Source organism: Streptomyces sp. NPDC006208 (assembly GCF_040613775.1).
Lineage (GTDB): Bacteria > Actinomycetota > Actinomycetes > Streptomycetales > Streptomycetaceae > Streptomyces.
On the sequence record NZ_JBEXSW010000020.1, the window covers coordinates 50,704 to 70,759 of the forward strand.

The 20,056-nt window shown below is 69.9% G+C and carries 14 protein-coding genes; 10 read left to right on the top strand and 4 right to left on the bottom strand.

Features of this window, described 5'->3' with window-relative positions; genetic code table 11:
* Positions 1-19 precede the first annotated feature (19 nt).
* Positions 20-1,042, top strand: a complete 1,023-nt coding sequence (locus ABZ208_RS18210; RefSeq protein ID WP_356910467.1) for an ATP-binding cassette domain-containing protein — start codon at positions 20-22, stop codon at positions 1,040-1,042.
* Entirely contained in the window at positions 1,039-1,896 is an 858-nt protein-coding gene (locus tag ABZ208_RS18215; RefSeq protein ID WP_356910468.1) for an ABC transporter permease, read from the top strand. The genes ABZ208_RS18210 and ABZ208_RS18215 overlap by 4 nt, the downstream gene beginning before the upstream one ends.
* 75 nt (positions 1,897-1,971) lie before the next feature.
* Here the strand turns inward: ABZ208_RS18215 and greA are convergent, their stop codons facing one another.
* Positions 1,972-2,469: a transcription elongation factor GreA gene (greA, locus tag ABZ208_RS18220; RefSeq protein WP_328397101.1), complete on the bottom strand. Its 498-nt coding sequence runs from the start codon at positions 2,467-2,469 to the stop codon at positions 1,972-1,974.
* Positions 2,470-2,647: 178 nt separating this feature from the next.
* Entirely contained in the window at positions 2,648-3,052 is a 405-nt protein-coding gene (locus ABZ208_RS18225; RefSeq protein ID WP_356910469.1) for a DUF4307 domain-containing protein, read from the bottom strand.
* Positions 3,053-3,147: 95 nt separating this feature from the next.
* On the opposite strand from ABZ208_RS18225, the gene mca reads away from it, so the two are divergent.
* Positions 3,148-4,029: a mycothiol conjugate amidase Mca gene (mca, locus tag ABZ208_RS18230; RefSeq protein WP_356910470.1), complete on the top strand. Its 882-nt coding sequence runs from the start codon at positions 3,148-3,150 to the stop codon at positions 4,027-4,029.
* Entirely contained in the window at positions 4,022-4,267 is a 246-nt protein-coding gene (locus ABZ208_RS18235; RefSeq protein ID WP_328397095.1) for a hypothetical protein, read from the top strand. The genes mca and ABZ208_RS18235 overlap by 8 nt, the downstream gene beginning before the upstream one ends.
* 272 nt (positions 4,268-4,539) lie before the next feature.
* Here the strand turns inward: ABZ208_RS18235 and ABZ208_RS18240 are convergent, their stop codons facing one another.
* Positions 4,540-7,908 carry a tetratricopeptide repeat protein gene (locus ABZ208_RS18240; RefSeq protein WP_356910471.1) on the bottom strand — a complete coding sequence of 1,123 codons (3,369 nt, stop codon included), beginning with the start codon at positions 7,906-7,908 and terminating at the stop codon, positions 4,540-4,542.
* Between the two features lie 181 nt (positions 7,909-8,089).
* Between ABZ208_RS18240 and ABZ208_RS18245 the strand changes: the two genes are divergently transcribed.
* The 5 genes from ABZ208_RS18245 (at position 8,090) to ABZ208_RS18265 (ending at position 17,245) form a co-directional block, all read left to right on the top strand.
* Positions 8,090-10,108, top strand: a complete 2,019-nt coding sequence (locus tag ABZ208_RS18245; protein ID WP_356910472.1) for a thioredoxin domain-containing protein — start codon at positions 8,090-8,092, stop codon at positions 10,106-10,108.
* A 275-nt stretch (positions 10,109-10,383) separates the two neighbouring features.
* The gene (locus ABZ208_RS18250) at positions 10,384-11,604 is read left to right on the top strand and encodes a glycosyltransferase (protein ID WP_356910538.1); all 1,221 of its coding nucleotides are present in this window, start codon (positions 10,384-10,386) and stop codon (positions 11,602-11,604) included.
* A gap of 83 nt (positions 11,605-11,687) precedes the next feature.
* A complete protein-coding gene (locus ABZ208_RS18255; RefSeq protein WP_356910539.1) occupies positions 11,688-13,412 on the top strand; it encodes a phospholipid carrier-dependent glycosyltransferase in 1,725 nt (574 codons plus the stop codon).
* The gene (locus tag ABZ208_RS18260) at positions 13,409-14,644 is read left to right on the top strand and encodes a glycosyltransferase family 2 protein (RefSeq protein WP_356910473.1); all 1,236 of its coding nucleotides are present in this window, start codon (positions 13,409-13,411) and stop codon (positions 14,642-14,644) included. The genes ABZ208_RS18255 and ABZ208_RS18260 overlap by 4 nt, the downstream gene beginning before the upstream one ends.
* 225 nt (positions 14,645-14,869) lie before the next feature.
* Positions 14,870-17,245: a galactose oxidase-like domain-containing protein gene (locus ABZ208_RS18265; RefSeq protein WP_356910474.1), complete on the top strand. Its 2,376-nt coding sequence runs from the start codon at positions 14,870-14,872 to the stop codon at positions 17,243-17,245.
* A gap of 94 nt (positions 17,246-17,339) precedes the next feature.
* Here ABZ208_RS18265 and ABZ208_RS18270 read toward each other — a convergent pair whose 3' ends face one another.
* Complete coding sequence (locus tag ABZ208_RS18270; protein ID WP_356910475.1) at positions 17,340-18,017, bottom strand: hemolysin III family protein; 678 nt, start codon at positions 18,015-18,017, stop codon at positions 17,340-17,342.
* 195 nt (positions 18,018-18,212) lie between these two features.
* Here ABZ208_RS18270 and ABZ208_RS18275 point away from each other — a divergent pair, with 195 nt between their 5' ends.
* Positions 18,213-20,036 carry a phosphoenolpyruvate carboxykinase (GTP) gene (locus ABZ208_RS18275; protein WP_356910476.1) on the top strand — a complete coding sequence of 608 codons (1,824 nt, stop codon included), beginning with the start codon at positions 18,213-18,215 and terminating at the stop codon, positions 20,034-20,036.
* The last annotated feature ends 20 nt before the right edge of the window (positions 20,037-20,056 follow it).

Below are 20,056 nucleotides of genomic sequence, written 5' to 3' on the forward strand. Positions count from 1 at the left end.
CCACCCTGGGAGACCCTTTATGCCAGGCGCCATCTACGCCGAAGGCCTGGTGAAGACCTTCGGCGACGTAAGGGCACTGGACGGCGTCGATCTCGACGTCCCCGAAGGCACGGTCCTTGGACTTCTCGGCCCCAACGGCGCCGGCAAGACGACTGCCGTGCGCGTGCTGACCACCCTGCTGCAGCCCGACAGCGGCCGCGCCGTCGTTGCCGGTATCGATGTCCTCAAGCATCCGAACGAGGTGCGCCGGTCCATCGGCCTGTCCGGACAGTTCGCCGCGGTCGACGAGTACCTGACCGGCCGCGAGAACCTCCAGATGGTCGGCCAGCTCTACCAGATGAGCGCACGCGACGCGAAGGTCCGTGCGGGCCTGCTGCTCGAGCGCTTCAACCTCGCCGACGCCGCCGACCGCCCCGCCAAGACCTACTCCGGCGGCATGCGCCGCCGGCTCGACCTTGCGGCCGCCCTGGTCGTCTCGCCGCCCGTGATGTTCATGGACGAGCCGACGACCGGCCTCGACCCCCGCAACCGCCAGCAGCTGTGGGAAGTCATCGAGGAACTGGTCGCCGGGGGTACGACCCTGCTGCTCACCACCCAGTACCTCGAAGAGGCCGACAGACTCGCCGACGACATCTGCGTCGTCGACCACGGCAAGGTCATCGCCCGCGGCACCGCCGACCAGCTCAAGGCCCAGACGGGCGGCGAGCGCGTCGAGGTCGTCGTCCACCAGCGCGACCAGATCGCGCCCGCCACCGAAGTGCTGCACGGCTTCGGCAAGGGCGAGGTCGCCGTCGAGGACCACACCCGCAAGCTCACCGTCCCGGTCATCGGCGGCGCCAAGCTGCTCGCCGAGGTCATCCGCGAGCTCGACACCCGCGGCGTGGAGATCGACGACATCGGGCTGCGCCGCCCCACCCTCGACGACGTGTTCATCTCGCTCACCGGCCATGCCGCCGAGGCGCGGGACGAGGACGCCGCAGAGCAGGCCGGCGCCACCGGCCCGAAGGACATGAAGAAGGCCAGGAAGGAGACCGCGCAGTGAGCACCACTACGGACGTCGCACAGGTCGCGGCCCCCAAGCCCCGTGGCGGCATCGTCCAGTCGGTCAACGACTCGCTCGTCGTCGCCAAGCGCAATCTGATCCGGATGACCCGGATCCCGGAGATGATCATCTTCGGGATGATCCAGCCCGTCATGTTCGTCGTGCTGTTCAGTTACGTCTTCGGAGGCTCGATCTCCGTCGCGGGGTACACCGACCCCGCCACCTACCGCGAGTACCTGATGGCAGGCATCTTCGCGCAGACGGTCACCTTCGCCACGGCAGGCGCGGGCGCGGGTATCGCCGACGACATGCACAAGGGCCTCATCGACCGGTTCCGCTCGCTGCCGATGGCGCGCGGTGCGGTGCTCACCGGCCGTACGCTCGCCGACCTCGTGCAGACCGCGCTCACCCTGGTCGTCCTCGCGGTGGTCGCCCTGATCATCGGCTGGCGCACCCACGAGAGCATGGTCAGTGTGCTCATGGGCTTCGCCCTGCTGCTTCTGCTGGGGTACGCGTTCTCCTGGATCGGCGCGCTGATCGGCCTGTCCGTCCGCACTCCGGAGGCTGCCACCTCGGGCGGGCTGATCTGGCTCTTCCCGCTGACGTTCATCTCGAACGCGTTCGTGCCGTCGGACGGGATGCCGACGGTCCTGCGGACCATCGCCGAGTGGAACCCCTTCAGTGCGACCGTCCAGGCCGCCCGCGAGCTGTTCGGCAACCTGCCGCCCGGCTACAAGACGCCCGACGCCTGGCCGATGCAGCACCCCGTGATCGCGTCCGTCCTCTGGTCGGTCCTGATCATCGCGTTCTTCCGGACGCTCGCGGTGCGCAAGTACCGCTCGGCGGCCGCCTGACGGCGACCCGGACATACGGCAGGGGCCGGACCGCTTCGAGCGGTCCGGCCCCTGCCGTATGCGATGGGGGCGCGCTCAGCCCGAGTAGGGCTTCGCGGCGAGGATCTTCACCGAGGCCTTCTTGCCGTTCGGCAGCTCGTATTCCGCGTCGTCGCCGACCTTCTTGCCGTTCACACCCGAGCCCAGAGGGGACTGCGGTGAGTACGTCTCGATATCGGCGCTCGCGTACTCGCGCGACGCCATCAGAAACGTCAGGGTGTCGTCCTCGTCGCCGTCGAAGGCGATCGTCACGACCATGCCGGGCTCGACGATGCCGTCGTCCGCCGGGGCCTCGCCGACCTTGGCGTTGTCCAGGAGCTGGGTCAGCTGGCGCACTCGGAGCTCCTGCTTGCCCTGCTCCTCCTTGGCCGCGTGGTACCCGCCGTTCTCCCGCAGGTCGCCCTCCTCGCGCGCTGCCTCGATCTTCTTCGCGATCTCGGTGCGCGCGGGACCAGACAGGTACTCCAGCTCGGCCTTGAGCTGGTTGTACGCCTCCTGGGTGAGCCAGGTGGCGTTGTCGCTGGTCTGGGTCACAGCTGCTCCTCGTAGGTACTGGGAATACAAAGCAACGCCCTACCCAAAAGGATGTGCCTCATTGGGCGGGCGAAACCACGAGCCTAACAATTTCGGGGCGGAAGGGGGAGGACATAACCCATCAGGATTGCGTCCATGCAGGTCAGCGACCTGACTCCTGGGTCAGGAGAGTGAAGCGTCAGCCGGCGGTGCAGGCCACCAGCTCGGCGCTGGTCGCCCGCTGCGTCGTACGGACCTTCACGACCGCGTCGATCCGGGTCTCGCCCCGCTGATCGACGCGCACGTCCAGACGGCCGACCTCGCTGCCGTCCTCGGCGAGAGAGCGGACGGTGCAGGTACCGGTGGCGTCCGCCGCCTTGCGCATCTCCAGGTGCACCTGGACCTCGCGGTCGGTCGCGACATCGAACTTGATCACTTCGGCGCTGATCTTCTGGCCCGCGATGTAGTCGTAGCCGAACCAGCCGACCACCCCGAGCAGCAGGACGCCGAGCACGGCGCCGGCGGCCTTCAGCGTGCGGTCGGCGCGCTCGTCCGCGGAGCGGCCGTAGCGCCCCTGCGGAAGGTCCTCGCGGACAGCCGCCATGATCGTTCCTCTCGAGACGGGGCAGGGAATTTTCCGTCCCCCGATTCGGTCACTATAGAAGCCGTCCGTACGCCACTTCGATTGAGGATCGAGTCTTGACCGAGCAGCTGCGACTGATGGCCGTGCACGCCCACCCCGACGACGAGTCGAGCAAGGGTGCGGCGACCATGGCCAAGTATGTGTCCGAGGGGGTGGACGTGCTGGTCGTGACCTGCACGGGAGGCGAGCGCGGCTCCATCCTCAACCCCAGGCTCCAGGGTGACCCCTATATCGAGGAGCACATCCACGAGGTCCGCAAGAAAGAGATGGACGAGGCGCGCGAGATCCTCGGCGTCAAGCAGGAGTGGCTCGGCTTCGTCGACTCCGGCCTGCCGGAGGGCGACCCGCTGCCGCCGCTGCCCGAGGGCTGCTTCGCGCTGGAGGACATCGACAAGGCCGCCGGCGAGCTGGTGCGCAAGATCCGTGCGTTCCGTCCCCAGGTCATCACGACCTACGACGAGAACGGCGGCTACCCGCACCCCGACCACATCATGACCCACAAGATCACGATGGTGGCCTTCGAGGGCGCGGCCGACGCCGAGAAGTTCCCGGAGTCGGAGTTCGGCCCCGCGTACCAGCCGCAGAAGCTCTACTACAACCAGGGCTTCAACCGCCCGCGCACGGTCGCCCTGCACGAGGCACTGCTGGCGCGCGGCATGGAGTCCCCGTACGGCGAGTGGCTCGAGCGCTGGAAGGAGTTCCAGCGCGCCGAACGGACGCTGACCACGTACGTGCCGTGCGGCGACTTCTTCGAGATCCGCGACAAGGCCCTGATCGCGCACGCGACCCAGATCGATCCGGACGGCGGCTGGTTCCGGGTGCCGATGGACATCCAGAAGGAGGTCTGGCCGACGGAGGAGTACGAGCTGGCCACCTCGCTCGTCGATACCTCCCTCCCCGAGGACGACCTCTTCGCGGGCATCCGCGACAATGCCTGACATGAGCGCAAGCGCAAACCTCGCCATGACCCACGCGGCCACCCTCGCCGCGGAGCTGGACAAGAACAAGGTCACCCCGGGCGTCCTGGGCTTCCTCGTCTTCGCGGCACTGGCCGTGGGCGTCTGGCTGCTGATGAAGTCGATGAACCGCCACATGGGCCGCGTCAACTTCGAGGAGGCGCCGCAGGACCCGGCGCCCGTCGGGGACAAGGACACGACGGGCCGGGCCTCGGCCTGACAGGTGTGACTCCGGCCCCAGGGCGGGCTCCGCTGCGGCGGGCCACCCTTGGGGCCGCGGCATGCCCGCCAGGTGGTCGGGCCGTGCCGGCCCGTGTGCCTCTGCGTGAGCTGCGCCCGGCGCCGTCGGCCCGTTCCTCCCGGCACTCCGAGGGCCGGTTCCGGCCGTCCGTGTCCACTGCGGTGTCTGCTCGAACGCCTCGGAGCGCCTGAGGCTCTCCTCTCCGGCGTCCGGGAAGCAGGGTCGGGGGCGGAGCCCCCGACCCGGCCGGTCTACGCCTTCGCCTCGACCGGCACCCCCATCACCTCGCGAGCGTGCCGGCTCGGGACCAGGCCCAGCTGCCATGCCTGCCAGCCGTCCTCCAGGCGCACACCGCGCTCCAGCACCACCGCCAGCGCCTCCGCGCAGTCCTCGAGCTTGCCGTCCCGCGACGGATGCGCGGACGCCATCAGCTCGGCCAGCTCCTCCTGCGCCACCACCGTGCCCACCTCGGTGCCTCCCGGGGACGCGTACGGAAGCAGCGTGCAGCGCAGGAAACGCGACCAGTCCGCGCCGCGGCGGTCCTCGTACGACACGAACAGCGCCGTCGCCTCGGCGGTGAGCGCCAGCGCCTGCGCCGCCCGGTTGTTGCCCGCGTCGATCAGCGCCAGCTCCAGGCAGGTCCACGCCTCGCCGTGGGCCACGCCGATCCGGGCGAAGTCCGCACGCGCGTCCACCAGCAACTGGCGCGCGAAACCGGAGTTGCGCAGGTTGCCCGTCTGCGCGGCGCGCTGGTCGCGGGTGACGCGGCCCGAGTGGTGGCGGGCGCAGGCCAGCCCGTACACGTCCCGCATCCGCGAGAACATCGTCCGCGCCCGCTCCAGCTCGCGCACCGCTTGGTCGCGGTCGCCCAGCTCCTCCAGTGCCTGGCCCAGGTAGTACAGCGTCCAGGCCTCGCCCCGCGCGTCCTCGTTCTCCCGGTGCCGCGCCGCCGCAGCCTGCAACTCCTCGGCCGCGGCCCCGGGATCGCCGTCCACCAGCCGTGCCCGCGCCAGCTGGGTCAGCGCCCACGCCTCGCCCCGGCCGTCATGGGTGCGGCCGTACTGGTCCAGCGCCTCCCGCAGCTCCGACTCGGCCCGCGGCACGTCGCCCATCCGCAGACACACCTGGCCCAGCTGGAAGTGCGTCCAGGCCTCGCCGTGCAGCGACTCGCCCTCCCGGTGCAGCTCCAGCGCCGTCGCCAGCAGCTCCAGCGCCTCCGCGAGGTTGGCCCGGTCCCGTTCCACCGCGGCGAGCGCATGCAGCGACCAGGCGCGGTCCTCCGCCTGCTCGTCCGAGGACTGCAGCTCGATCGCCTCGTTCAGCTTCGCGGCCGCCTCCCGCAGATTGCCCTGGTGGTGCAGCGTGATCCCCAGCGAACACAGCGCCAGCGCCGCCCCCGCGTCGTGGTGAGCCTCCCGGTACAGGCCCACCACGGACGACAGCGTCGTCCGCGCCTTGTCCAGCTCACCGAGCTGCCGGGCGGCGATACCCGTACGCCAGCGCACCGAACGCTCCAGCAGCCCCTGGTCCACCGCCTGTGTCAACTCGCTGATCTCACCGAGCCGGTACAGGTCCCCGCGCAGCAGGCAGTAGTCGCACAGCGCACCCAGCAGCCCCAGCACCGCCTGCTGGTCCACGCCCTCCGCATGCCGCAGCGCCGACGTGATGAAGCTCGACTCGTCGTCCAGCCAGCGCAGCGCCGCATCGAGCGACGTGAAACCGTGTGCCCCGAACTGGCCCGCCCGTGTCGACATCTTCCCGTCGACCATCCGGATCACCGCGCCGGCCAGGTCCGCGTAGTTCCGGATCAGCCGTTCCTGCGCCGCCGTACGGTCGGCGGTGTCCTCCTCGTCGGTCAGCCGCGCACGGGCGAACGTACGCACCGCATCGTGCAGCCTGTAGCGGCTCGCCCGTACATGGTCGATCAGCCCGGCCCGTGCCAGATCCGCCAGCAGCAGCTCGGCCTCCTGCTCCCCGGCGCCCAGCAGCGCCGCGGCGGCGGCCGTACCCAGCGACGCCCGGCCGGCCAGCGCGAGCCGGCGCAGCAGCCGCCGCGCCTGCTCGGACTGGTCGGCGTAGCGCAGCCGCAGCGCCCGCTCCACGGGGTCCACCGGACCGTACGCCCCCAGATCCGCCGCGAGCCGGTCCGCGCTGCGCTCACCGAGCGACGAGCCCGCGATCCGCAGCGCCAGCGGCAGGCCGCCGCACAACTCCCCTACCGCATCGACTGATTGGGCGTCGTACGGCCCGGTCGACGGTTGCTGCGCCGTCTGGCGCAGCAACTCCTCCGCACCCGCCGCGTCCAGTGCCTCGACCGGCAGCTGATGCACCCATGCCGGAAAGTCCTCGTCGAGCTCGATCGCCCGGCGCGCCGTCACCAGCACCAGACTGTCCGAACGCTCCGGCACCAGCATCCGCACCTGCTCCGCGTCGCTCGCGTCGTCGAGCACCACGGTCACCGGCAGACCCGTCAGATGCTGGTGGTACAGCTCGCCGAGCCGCCGTACCTGCTGCTCGGCCGACGACCGCTCCCTCTGGGGGTCCGACTCAGGCCGGGGCGGCGTCGCGTGCCGATGGCTGTCGCCTGGCTGCATTGCGGTCGTCGCGCGCAGTACCGCTTCGCTCTCCTCACGCGCCTTGCCGTGCTCGGCCCTCGCCCCGCTCCTTCTCCCGCCCCAGCCTGAGTCGGACCCCCGGAACAGAAGCTGCTCACGCGGCGCGCCCAGCCGGTTGAGCAGGTGCAACAGCGCATCGCGCGTAGAGAGCGGCTGATCGCCGTCCCCGCGCAGATCCACCACGCACGCACCCCGGAACTGGTCCTTCAGATGGTGCGCCGCCCGCACCGCCAGCGTGGTCCGCCCCGCCCCCGGCTCGCCGTGCAGCACCACCACCGTCGGCCGGGTCTCGGTCGATGCCCGCGCCGCATGCACCCACTGCGCGATCTGCGCCAGCTGCTCACGGCGGCCCGCGAACGGACCCTCGGGCTCGGGCAGATGGGAGAACGACTGCTCCAGCACCGATCTGCGCCGCGCCGCCGCACTGCGGTCCGCCCCGCGCAGCTGCGGCGTCGCCGAGGCCCTCTTCGCCGGCCGCGCGGAGGCCGCCAGCATCCGCTGCTGGTCCAGGAACGGACGGATGCCCCGTACCTCCAGCGCGGTCAGCCACTGAAGCCTCAGCTGCTCCGCTCCACCCGGCTGCCCCAGCGCCCCCGCCCTGCGGTGGGCCGCCGGCCAGTGCGAGGCGGTCACCTTGGCGACGGTGGTCACGGCCCCGGCGGCGGCGACGATCACCCCGGCGCCCAGCGCCGTACCCGTCGCCGTGCCCAGCGCGACATCCGCGCCGATCGCCGCGGCTGCCGCAACGGCGGTCACCAGCGCGGGAGTCGACAGGTTCTGCCGGCTGAACCGCTGTGTCAGAGGCTGCTGCCCCTCCTCCGTCTCCGCCAGCGCCTGCTCGTACGCGGCGTACTCCTCCTGCGCATGCGCCGCCATACCGTCCAGCGCTGCCTGCCCGCGCGCCAGCAGGATCCCCGGGTCCGACCGCCCACCGGAACGCCGCACCTCCTCCTCGACGGCACGCACCAACAGCCGCTCCGCTTCCGCCCGGTGGCCGTCCCGCATCGATGTCCCCCTCCGATAGCTCCGGTTCCGTTCCCGTACCCATATATCGCGCCGTCAAGTTTCCTGTGTACGGGGCATCGGCGCGAGGCGGACACCACTCCCCGGGTATCGGGTCGATCACGCAGAGGAGTGGACGTGCGGCGCGTGGGCGCCCGTCCGGCGGGTGCGCAAGGATTGGGGTATGGCGAACCGACTTGCGCAGGCCACGTCCCCCTACCTCCTTCAGCACGCCGACAACCCCGTCGACTGGTGGCCCTGGTCGGAAGGGGCCTTCGAGGAGGCCCGCAGGCGCGGGGTGCCTGTACTGCTCAGCGTCGGCTATTCGTCGTGTCACTGGTGCCACGTTCTCGCGCACGAAAGTTTCGAGGACGAACAAACCGCCGCCTACATGAACGAGCACTTCGTCTCGGTCAAGGTCGACCGGGAGGAGCGGCCCGACGTCGACGCCGTGTACATGGAGGCTCTACAGGCGGCGACCGGCCAAGGCGGCTGGCCCATGTCTGTCTTCATGACGCCGGACGGAGAGCCGTTCTACTTCGGTACGTATTTCCCGCCGGAGCCCCGGCAGGGCATGCCGTCCTTCCGGCAGGTGCTCGAGGGTGTCCACGCGGCCTGGAGGGACCGGCGCGACGAGGTCGCCGAGGTCGGGGCGAGGATCGTCCAGGAACTGGCCGGGCGTTCCCTCGCCCATGGCGGGCGGGGCGTACCGGGCGAGGCCGAGCTCGCACAGGCGCTGCTCGGGCTGACGCGGGACTACGACGAGCGGTCCGGCGGATTCGGCGGCGCTCCGAAGTTCCCGCCGTCGATGGTCGTGGAGTTCCTGCTGCGGCACCACGCCCGCACCGGCGCGGAGGGAGCGCTGCAGATGGCCGCCGACACCTGCGAGGCCATGGCGCGCGGCGGGATGTACGACCAGCTCGGCGGCGGTTTCGCGCGGTACGCGGTGGACCGCGAGTGGGTGGTGCCCCACTTCGAGAAGATGCTCTACGACAACGCCCTGCTGTGCCGGGTCTACGCCCGTCTGTGGCGCACGACCGGCTCCGAGCTCGCCAAGCGGGTCGCGCTGGAGACGGCGGACTTCATGGTGCGCGAGCTGCGCACCGCCGAGGGGGGCCTGGCGTCCGCGCTGGACGCGGACAGCGATGACGCGACGGGCAGGCATGTCGAGGGCGCGTTCTACGTCTGGACGCCGCAGCAGCTGCGCGACGTGCTCGGCGACAAGGACGGGGACCGGGCGGCCGACGTCTTCGGGGTGACCGGGGACGGCACTTTCGAGCACGGTACGTCGGTTCTCCAACTCCCGGGCGAGGAAGCCGATCCGCAGCTGCGGGCACGGCTGCTCGCGGCCCGGGAGGAGCGCCCGAGGCCGGGGCGTGACGACAAGATCGTCGCCGCCTGGAACGGCCTCGCGATCGCCGCGCTCGCCGAGGTGGGCGCGTACTTCGAGCGGCCGGATCTGATCGAGCGGGCCACTGAGGCGGCCGATCTGCTGGTGCGGCTGCACATGGACTTCTCGGCCCAGGGTGTACGGCTGGTCCGCACCTCCAAGGACGGCAGGGCCGGCGCCAACGCGGGCGTGCTGGAGGACTACGCCGATGTCGCGGAGGGCTTCCTGGCGCTCGCGGCCGTCAGTGGTGAGGGAACCTGGCTGGAGTTCGCCGGTTTTCTCCTGGACATCGTCCTGGACCAGTTCATGGCGGAGGGCGGTGCGCTGTACGACACCGCCCATGACGCCGAGCAGTTGATCCGGCGGCCGCAGGACCCGACGGACAATGCCGCTCCCTCCGGCTGGTCGGCGGCCGCCGGAGCGCTCCTTTCGTATGCAGCCCACACGGGCTCCGAGTCTCATCGTGCGGCTGCCGAGGGCGCGTTGGGCGTGGTGAAGGCGCTCGGGCCGCGCGCTCCGCGCTTCATCGGGTGGGGGCTCGCGGTGGCGGAGGCGCTGCTGGACGGGCCGCGCGAGGTGGCGGTCGTCGGGCCTCAAAGCGACCCGGCCACCGGGGAGTTGCATCGTGCGGCGCTGCTGTCGAGGGCCCCGGGAGCGGTGGTCGCCGTCGGTGAGGCGGATGGTGCGGAGTTCCCGTTGCTGCGAGAGCGTCCGCTGCTCGACGGCCGTCCGGCAGCGTATGTCTGCCGCAACTTCACCTGTCACGCGCCCACTTCGGATGCGGGTGAGCTGTCCCGCCAACTCAATGGCTGAAATACGGCGTCCAAGTACCACACGCGGCACGTAACTTGCCCGGAATCTCATGAAGTACCCACGGACCGGCAGAATTTATCGGAGAGGCACCGGAAGGTAATCCTCCGCCTCTATTGTCCTGAACGAACAGGAGCAGGCGTGCGTACTGGGGAGTGCGCGCGCGGGGGAAGTGTGCGCCGCAGGCCAGGGGGGTCCTAGCCGCGGCGCAGGTCCAAGGGGGGACTTCAGTGCTGGTTTCGTTGTTCGTCGTTGCCATTTCGCTGGCGCTGTTCTGGATGGCGGCGTTCACGCTGTGGTGGCAGATGCATGCCTGGCGCACGCCGGAAACGCTGGCCGCGACCCGGTTCGACCGCCCCGACGGGGGCGTCGGGCTGTCGTTCTCGCTGCTGCTGCCCGCCCGGCACGAGCAGGCGGTGCTGGAGCACACCATCGAGCGGCTGCTGGAGTCCACCCACTCCAACTTCGAGATCATCGTCATCGTCGGCCATGACGATCCGGAGACCGCGGCCGTCGCCGAACGGGCAGCCGCCCGCGACCCGGTCCGGGTGCGTGTCATCACCGACACCCACAAGGTCAAGAACAAGCCGAAAGCGCTCAACACCGCGCTGCCGCACTGCCGCGGCGACGTCGTCGGTGTGTTCGACGCCGAGGACCAGGTCCACCCGGAGCTCCTCGCCCATGTCGACCACGCCTTCACCTCCACCGGAGCCGACGTCGTCCAGGGCGGCGTACAGCTGATCAACTTCCACTCCAGCTGGTACAGCCTGCGCAACTGCCTGGAGTACTTCTTCTGGTTCCGCAGCCGGCTCCACCTGCACGCCCAGAAGGGCTTCATCCCGCTCGGAGGCAACACCGTCTTCGTCCGCACCCAGGTGCTGCGCGAGGCGGACGGCTGGGACCCGAACTGCCTCGCCGAGGACTGCGACCTGGGCGTGCGGCTGTCGTCCGTCGGCAAGAAGGTCGTCGTCGCGTACGACAGCGACATGGTCACCCGTGAGGAGACCCCCGGCAGCCTGATGAGCCTGCTCAAGCAGCGCACCCGCTGGAACCAGGGCTTCCTTCAGGTGTACCGGAAGAAGGACTGGCGGCAACTGCCGGGCCGCGGCCAGCGGATGCTCGCCCGCTACACGCTGATGACGCCGTTCCTGCAGGCGTTCTCCGGCGTGATCATCCCGCTCAACGTCGCCATCGCGCTGTTCCTCGACGTCCCGGTCGGGATCGCCATCGTGACCTTCCTTCCGCTGGTCACGGCGATGGTCACCTTCGTCTTCGAGATCGTCGGCCTGCACGACTTCGGGGTGCAGTACGGCCTGCGCGTCCGCCTCGTCCACTACCTCAAGCTCATCGTCGGCGGCCCCTTCTACCAGGTCCTGCTGGCGGGCGCCGCCGTGCGCGCGGTCTGGCGGGAGCAGCGGGGCCGTAACGAGTGGGAGCTGACCAGTCATGTCGGTGCGCATCTCACCGCGACCGAGACCCGAGAGGACGCCCACCGGTGACCACGACCCTGCCTCCGGCCCCCGATACGGCCGCTGACACGGCCGCCACCACCACCGCCGACGTAGCCGGTAAGGCCAGGCGCATCCGGCGGACCGCCTGGGCGCCCGGCAGTACCCGGCCGGTCGTGAGGTTCCGCAGCTCGCGGCCCGATCTGCTGCTCTGCGTCGGCCTGCTGTGCGTGATCCTGCTCGTCCAGGGCTGGAACATCACGCACTTCCCGACCCTCAGCGACGACGAGGGCACGTATCTCGCCCAGGCGTGGGCGGTCCAGCAGGGCGACGGGCTCGCCCACTACACCTACTGGTACGACCATCCGCCGCTCGGCTGGATCCAGATCGCCTTCCTGACCTGGATCCCCTCGCTCATCGCGCCCGAGGCGATGACGGTCGCCACGATGCGGTTCGCGATGCTGGCGGTCAGTGCGGCATGCGCGGTGCTGCTGTACGTACTGGCGCGGCGGCTGTTCCTGCCGCGATGGGCGGCCGGGCTCGCGATGCTGCTCTTCGGGCTCTCCCCCCTCTCCGTGGTGCTGCAGCGCGAGATCTTCCTCGACAACATCGCCGTGATGTGGATGCTGCTGGCGTTCTGCCTGGCCGCGTCGCCGAGCCGTCATCTGTGGCACCACTTCGCCGCCGGTCTCACCGCCGCGGTCGGAGTGCTGACCAAGGAGACGATGCTGGTCGTGCTGCCGGCGCTGCTGGTGACGATGTGGCGGCACAGCCACCGCGACACCCGCAAGTTCGCGGTCACCGGGGCGATCACTGCGTGCGCGCTGATCGGCCTGTCATATCCGCTGTTCGCGCTCCTCAACAACGAGCTGTTCCCCGGACCCGGCCATGTGTCGCTGATCGACGGCATCACGTACCAGATGAGCCGCGAGGGCTCCGGGTCGATCTTCGACACAGGCTCCGGCTCGCACGGGGTGTTCCGGTCATGGCTCTACTACGACCGGGTGCTGCCGCTGGGCGGCCTCGCCGGCGCCGTCCTGCTGCTGCTCACCGTGCGCTGGTCGGTGACGGCACGGGCGCTCGCCGGCCCCTCGCTCGCCGTGGCGATCCTCGCGGTCGTCGCGATGCGCCCCTCCGGGTATCTGCCGGCGATGTACGTCATCCAGGCGCTGCCCTTCCTGGCCCTGGTGCTGGCGGGCGGCACCGCGAGTGTGGCGCACGCGGTGCTGCGCCGCCCGGCGGGCCGGGCCGCCGCCGCACCCGATGCGGCGGCAGAGGTGGCGCCGGAGCGTGTGCACGCTGCTGCGGTACCGCAGCAGCCCGGGCCGGAACACGTGCCGGACGCGCTCGCGCCCGCGGCCGCTCCCGAGGCCGGACAGCACGCGCGACGGACCCGTCTGGTGCGCGGTGCGCGCCTGGCGGTGGCCGGTGCGCTCGCCCTCGCCGCCGCCGCGTATGTCGTGCCGCGGTGGTACGACGGCAACCGCGCCGCCCTCACCGTCGACGCCAACGCCCCGTACCGCGCGGCCGCCGCGTGGATGCAGAACGAGGTCGACGATCCCGCGTCCACCCGTGTGCTGGTCGACGACGCCCTGTGGCTGGATCTGGTGCACGACGGTTTCGAGCCCGGGACCGGGGCGATCTGGTTCTACAAGGCGGACCTGGACCCGGCGGTGACCAAGACGATGCCGCGCGGCTGGCGCGACCTCGACTATGTGGTCTCCTCGCCGACCGTCCGGCGTGACGCCGTCGATCTGCCCAACGTCAAGTCAGCACTTGAGCATTCGACGCCGGTCGCCGTCTTCGGCGAGGGCGAGGACCGCATCGAGATCCGAAGGATCGCTGGAGGCGACCTGTGACCACCCCCCGTACCGGTGCCGAGGAACTCGGCGATCCGGAGCTGAGTGCTACCCAGATCGCCGAACCCGGCGCCGTCACCATCGTCATCCCGACCTTCAACGAGTCAGGAAACATCCGCGAGTTGCTGCGCAGGCTCACCGAGTCGGTGCCCTCCAGGCTGCCCTGCGAGGTCGTGTTCGTCGACGACTCGACCGACGACACCCCGGAGGTGATCCGCAGCGCCGCGCAGGACTGCCCCTTTCCGGTCTCCGTCATCCACCGTGACGAGCCGGCCGGCGGCCTCGGCGGCGCGGTCGTCGAGGGGATGAAGGGCGCGGGCTCCGACTGGATCGTCGTGATGGACGCCGATCTGCAGCATCCGCCCGCCCTCGTACCGGAGCTGGTGGCCGCGGGGGAGCGGTCGGGTGCGGATCTGGTCGTCGCCAGCCGCTACATACGCGGCGGCAGCCGCGAGGGACTCGCAGGCGGCTATCGCATCGCGGTCTCCCGCGGCGCGACCTGGCTCACCAAGGCGCTGTTCCCGCGTCGGCTGCGCGGTGTCAGCGACCCGATGAGCGGCTTCTTCGCCATCCGGCGCAGCATCGTGACCGCCGACGTGCTGCGGCCGCTCGGCTACAAGATCCTGCTCGAGCTCGCGGTGCGCTGCCGGCCGGAGACGGTGGCCGAGGTGCCGTTCGTCTTCCAGGACCGGTTCGCGGGCGAGTCCAAGTCGACGGCGAAGGAGGGGATGCGCTTCCTCGGGCATCTCGTCGGGCTGCGCACTGCGTCGCCGGTGGCCCGGATGCTCGTCTTCGGACTGATCGGCCTCACCGGATTCGTACCGAACCTCGTCGGACTCCATCTGCTGACCGGTGCCGGGATGCACTATCTGCCGGCCGAGATCGTCGCGAACCAGTTCGGCGTGGTCTGGAACTTCCTCCTCATCGAGGTGCTGCTGTTCCGCGACCGCCGGCGCCACAGGCACTGGGCCGACCGGGTGGGCAGGTTCGCGCTGCTCGCCAATGCCGATCTGCTGCTGCGCATCCCGCTCATCGCGCTGTTCGTGGGACGGATGGACATGGCGGTGCTGCCCGCGACCGCGCTGGCGCTGCTGACCACGTTCGTCCTGCGGTTCGCGGCGACGGAGGCGCTGGTGTACCTGCCGCGCAAGAAGTCCGCCCCGCGGACCGGCCGGCGTGGCACTGCTGCCCCGCAGGCGCAGACGGTGGGCAGCGAGCCCGCGAGCCACTGACCCCCGCGAGCAACTGACCCCCACGGTCACTGTCCCCACGGCAGCTGAGCCCCCCACGGCCCCCCCCGAACCACCGCATGGCCGTCGCGGAACCGGACGGCCACCGAACCACCGCAGGGAAGAGCCGCACGGAAGGGATCTGCCATGTCACCACCGATCCGGAGAAGCCGCCGCCCGGGGAGCGGGCGCAGCCGCCGCAGAACAGCTCTGCTGGCTGTGGGCGCCATGACCGCGGCACTGCTGATGTCCGCACCCCAGGCGTCCGCCGGCCCGCCGAACCTGATCAACAACCCGGGCTTCGAGACGCCGGGCCCGGATGACATGCCGGCCTGCTGGAAGAAGTCGGGCTGGGGCGACAACGACTTCACCTTCGAGACCGTCTCCGACGCGCACTCCGGCACCAAGGCGATGAAGGTGTCGCTGACCCGGCGGGTCGACGGTGACCGCAAGGCGCTCATCATGGAGGACTCGGTCTGTGCTCCGAAGGTGACGCCGGACAGACAGTACGACCTCTCGCTCTGGTACAAGTCCACGACGCCGGACACCTCCGTCACTCTCTTCCGGCACGACACGACGGCGGGCTGGCAGTACTGGACCGATCTCAAGACGCTCGAGATGAGCGCGGGCTACCAGCGCGCCGAGGTCCGTACCCCTGCCGTTCCGCAGGGCACCGACCGGATCGCCTGGGGCGTGTCGGTGTACGGCACCGGCTCGGTCACCACCGACGACTACGTCATGGAGGAGGTGGCGCTGCCCACGCCCGAGCCGCAGTGCACGGGCACCCCCGAGGAGTGCCTGAAGGGCCGCTGGGACGTCCTGCCGGTCCAGAACCCGGTGCGCTCGATGCACTCGGTGGTGCTGCACAACGGCAAGGTGCTGGTGATCGCGGGCTCCGGCAACGACGAGTCGCTGTTCGAGGCGGGCACGTTCACCTCGGCGATCTACGACCCGGCCGACGGCACGTTCCGCACGATCCCCACCCCTGTCGACATGTTCTGCGCCGGCCATGTGCAGCTCCAGGACGGCAAGGTGCTGGTCATGAGCGGCAACAAGGGCTACCCGTCCGCCGACGGCTCGATCGGCTACCAGGGCCTGAAGGACTCGTTCGTCTTCGACCCGGCGACCGAGACCTACACCCGTACCAATGACATGAACGGCGGCCACTGGTACCCGTCGGCGACCATCCTCGGCAACGGCGATGTGATCTCCTTCGGCGGTCTCAAGGAGGACTCCACCGGCAATGTGACCGCCGAGCTGTTCTCCGCGGCGCAGAACAAGTGGCTGCCGCTGTCGCAGGTCAACCAGACGTGGTCGTTCTGGGGCCTGTACCCGTCGATGATCCTGATGCAGGACGGCCGGCTCTTCTACTCCGGCAGCCATGTCTTCGGGAACGGCACCCAGGGCAGCGGCGCCTCCGTCTACGACTACGCCGCCAACACCATCACCGATGTGCCGGGTCTGCAGAACAAGGACCAGCGCGACGAGTCGGCGAGCGTGCTGCTGCCGCCGGCCCAGGACCAGCGCGTGCTCACGGTCGGCGGAGGCAACAACGAGACCAACCCGGTCGCCAACCGGCTGACCGACATCATCGACCTGAAGCAGCCCAACCCGGCGTACACGCCCGGGCCGTTGCTGCCGCAGGGCGAGGTCGACCAGGGCCAGGGCCGGCGGCCGCAGACCGGGGCCGAGGGCAAGATGTTCGTCTCCGCGGTGCTGCTGCCGGACGGCAAGGTCTTCGAGACCGGCGGCGGACTGCACGACCGGGCCGATCCGGTGTACGAGGCGTCGTTCTTCGACCCGGCGACCAACACCTGGGAGTCGGGACTCGCCACCGACCCGATCCCTCGGACGTACCACTCCTCGTCGTTCCTGCTGCCCGACGGCCGGGTGATGTCCGTGGGCGACAACCCGGGCAACGGCACGTACAACCACAGTGTGTCGGTCTACACCCCGCCCTATCTCCTCAAGGGCCCCCGGCCTCAGATCACCTCGGTGATCGACGGGGAGTGGACGTACGGAGACACCCAGCGGATCACGGTCGACCGGCCGATCGCCAAGGCGGAGCTGATCCGTCCGGCGGCGGTGACGCATTCGTCGGACCCCAACCAGCGATTCGTGGATCTGCCGATGACGGTCGACGGCAACAACATCGACCTCAATGTCACCAGCAACCCGAACATGGCGCCACCCGGCTGGTACATGCTCTTCGCGGTGGACGCGAACGGCATTCCGTCGGTGGCGAAGTGGGTGCACCTGGGTGGGCCCTCCGCGATGGCGGCGGCTGCAAAGGCCCCGTCGGCGCATGTCCACGATTTCGCGGACGAGCTGGCGAAGGCGCCCAGGAAGGCGCAGAAGAAGCGGAGTTCGGTCCCCGTCAGTCCGGAGATCGCGGGCTGCGACCGGCACTACGGCTCGGCGGGTGTCTGTGTCCCGACGGTCTTCCCGAAGAAGGTCAAGGCGACGACGGCGGCGCGGTGCGGCTGGCTGAAGGCGCATGACTACGGGCGACTGAAGGTGAACGGCAAGGACGATCCCCTGCGGATCGACCCGAACCGCGACGGCGTGGCCTGCGCCAAGGGGGATGTGCCCCAGCGCCGGTAGCCCGGACCCGCAGGTTCTTCAGGCTGCGGACGCAGGTCGAGGGCCACCAGGACGACCGTGTCGTCCTGGTGGCCCTTCGTCGTTGCTCAGGAGCTCAGGAGTGCTGGTAGGCCACCAGCGAGATCCCGATGTAGTGGACGATGAACGCAGCGAGCGTCAGGGAATGGAACACCTCGTGGAAGCCGAACCACCTCGGTGAGGGGTTCGGCCGCTTCATCCCGTAGATCACTCCGCCGGCGCTGTACAGCAACCCGCCCACGATCACGAGGACCAGCACCGCGATCCCGCCGGCGCGCATGAAGTCCGGCAGGAAGAAGACGGCGGCCCAGCCCATCGCGATGTAGCAGGGGGTGTACAGCCAGCGGGGCGCGCCGACCCAGAAGACCCGGAACGCGATTCCCGCAACCGCTGCCGCCCAGACCGCCCACAGCAGTACCCGACCGGTGGAGTCGGGAAGGAGCAGCAGCGTCAGCGGGGTATATGTGCCCGCGATGATCAGGAAGATGTTGGCGTGGTCGAGCCGACGGAGCACGGCCGTGGCACGCGGGCCCCAGGTGCCCCGGTGGTAGAGCGCGCTCACGCCGAAGAGCAGGCAGGCTGTCAGTGCGTAGATGCCACAGGCGATCCGGCCGCGCGTCGAGTCGGCGAGTGCCGTGAGGACGACGCCCGCCACCAGGGCGGCGGGGAACATCACGGCGTGCAGCCACCCGCGCAGCCGCGGTTTCACGGGCGTCGGGTCGATCTCATCCACATCGGGTGCTGCTGCAGTCATGGTCGGAATGTTACCTACGCAACCGTAGGTAACACTCCCGAGTGGCGATGCTCACGTGAGAGGTCCTCTGGACATATGCGCATGAGGCACCGATGATCAGATGAGTGCGGTCGGCACCGGATGAGCGCCTACGAAGCGTCCGGGTCGCAGCCCCCACGGGGCAACAAAATTCATACCCCTCACTTAGGAGCAATCGTGGCGCGCGACAACGCGGCTCCCGGCAGCGTCCCCACCAACCACCAGGAACTGATCTCCTGGGTCGACGAGATCGCAGCAATCACGCAGCCGGACAGCGTCGTCTGGTGTGACGGTTCCGAGGCCGAGTACGACCGCCTCTGCGCGGAACTCGTGGCCAAGGGCACCTTCAAGAAGCTTGACCCGATCAAGCGCCCGAACTCGTACTACGCCGCGTCCGACCCCACCGATGTCGCCCGCGTCGAGGACCGCACCTTCATCTGCTCCGAGAAGGAGGCGGACGCGGGACCCACGAACCACTGGAAGGCCCCCGCGGAGATGAAGGACATCTTCGCCGGTGAGAAGGGCATCTTCCGCGGCTCGATGAAGGGCCGGACGATGTACGTCGTCCCGTTCTGCATGGGTCCGCTCGGCTCCCCGCTCTCCGCGATCGGCGTCGAGATCACCGACTCCGCCTACGTCGCCGTCTCCATGCGCACCATGACCCGTATGGGTCAGCCGGTCCTGGACGAGCTCGGCTCCGACGGCTTCTTCGTCAAGGCCGTCCACACCCTCGGCGCGCCGCTCGCCGAGGGCGAGGCGGATGTCCCGTGGCCGTGCAACTCCACCAAGTACATCTCGCACTTCCCCGAGACCCGTGAGATCTGGTCGTACGGTTCCGGCTACGGCGGCAACGCCCTGCTCGGCAAGAAGTGCTACGCCCTGCGCATCGCGTCCGTCATGGCCCGCGACGAGGGCTGGCTCGCCGAGCACATGCTGATCCTCAAGCTGACCCCGCCGCAGGGCGAGTCCAAGTACGTCGCCGCCGCGTTCCCGTCCGCCTGCGGCAAGACCAACCTCGCCATGCTGGAGCCCACGATCTCCGGCTGGACGGTCGAGACGATCGGCGACGACATCGCCTGGATGCGTTTCGGCGAGGACGGCCGGCTCTACGCGATCAACCCCGAGGCCGGCTTCTTCGGCGTCGCGCCCGGCACCGGCGAGCACACCAACGCCAACGCCATGAAGACCCTGTGGGGCAACGCCGTCTTCACCAATGTCGCGCTCACCGACGACAACGACATCTGGTGGGAGGGCATGACCGAGGAGGCCCCGGCCCACCTCACGGACTGGAAGGGCAACGACTGGACGCCCGCGTCCGCGACCCCGGCCGCCCACCCGAACGCCCGCTTCACCGTGCCGGCCTCGCAGTGCCCGATCGCCGCGCCCGAGTGGGAGGACCCGAAGGGCGTGCCGATCTCGGCGATCCTCTTCGGCGGCCGCCGCGCCTCGGCCGTCCCGCTGGTGACCGAGTCCTTCGACTGGCAGCACGGCGTCTTCCTCGGTGCGAACGTCGCCTCCGAGAAGACCGCCGCCGCCGAGGGCAAGGTCGGCGAGCTGCGCCGCGACCCGTTCGCGATGCTGCCGTTCTGCGGCTACAACATGGGCGACTACATGGCCCACTGGATCAAGGTCGGCAAGGACGCGGACCAGTCCAAGCTGCCGAAGATCTACTACGTCAACTGGTTCCGCAAGAACGACGCGGGCAAGTTCGTGTGGCCGGGCTTCGGTGAGAACAGCCGTGTCCTGAAGTGGATCGTGGAGCGCCTCGAGGGCAAGGCCGAGGGCGTCGAGAGCCCCATCGGCATCCTGCCGACCAAGGAGGCCCTGGACACCGACGGCCTGGAGCTGGCCGAGGAGGACCTCGAGTTCCTGCTCAAGGTCGACACCGACGTGTGGCGCGAGGAGGCCGCCCTGGTCCCCGAGCACCTCAACACCTTCGGTGACCACACGCCCAAGGAGCTGTGGGACGAGTACCGCGCGCTGGTCGCCCGGCTCGGCTGATCCGCTCACGCTGGACCAAC

Coding starts and splice junctions, on each gene's coding strand:
- ABZ208_RS18250 (WP_356910538.1), top strand. CDS start 10,384: ATGGCGGCGTTCACGCTGTGGTGGCAGATGCATGCCTGGCGCACGCCG.
- ABZ208_RS18225 (WP_356910469.1), bottom strand. CDS start 3,052: ATGGCGGCTGTCCGCGAGGACCTTCCGCAGGGGCGCTACGGCCGCTCC.
- ABZ208_RS18245 (WP_356910472.1), top strand. CDS start 8,090: ATGGCGAACCGACTTGCGCAGGCCACGTCCCCCTACCTCCTTCAGCAC.
- ABZ208_RS18240 (WP_356910471.1), bottom strand. CDS start 7,908: ATGCGGGACGGCCACCGGGCGGAAGCGGAGCGGCTGTTGGTGCGTGCC.
- ABZ208_RS18235 (WP_328397095.1), top strand. CDS start 4,022: ATGCCTGACATGAGCGCAAGCGCAAACCTCGCCATGACCCACGCGGCC.
- ABZ208_RS18210 (WP_356910467.1), top strand. CDS start 20: ATGCCAGGCGCCATCTACGCCGAAGGCCTGGTGAAGACCTTCGGCGAC.
- ABZ208_RS18265 (WP_356910474.1), top strand. CDS start 14,870: ATGACCGCGGCACTGCTGATGTCCGCACCCCAGGCGTCCGCCGGCCCG.
- ABZ208_RS18270 (WP_356910475.1), bottom strand. CDS start 18,017: ATGACTGCAGCAGCACCCGATGTGGATGAGATCGACCCGACGCCCGTG.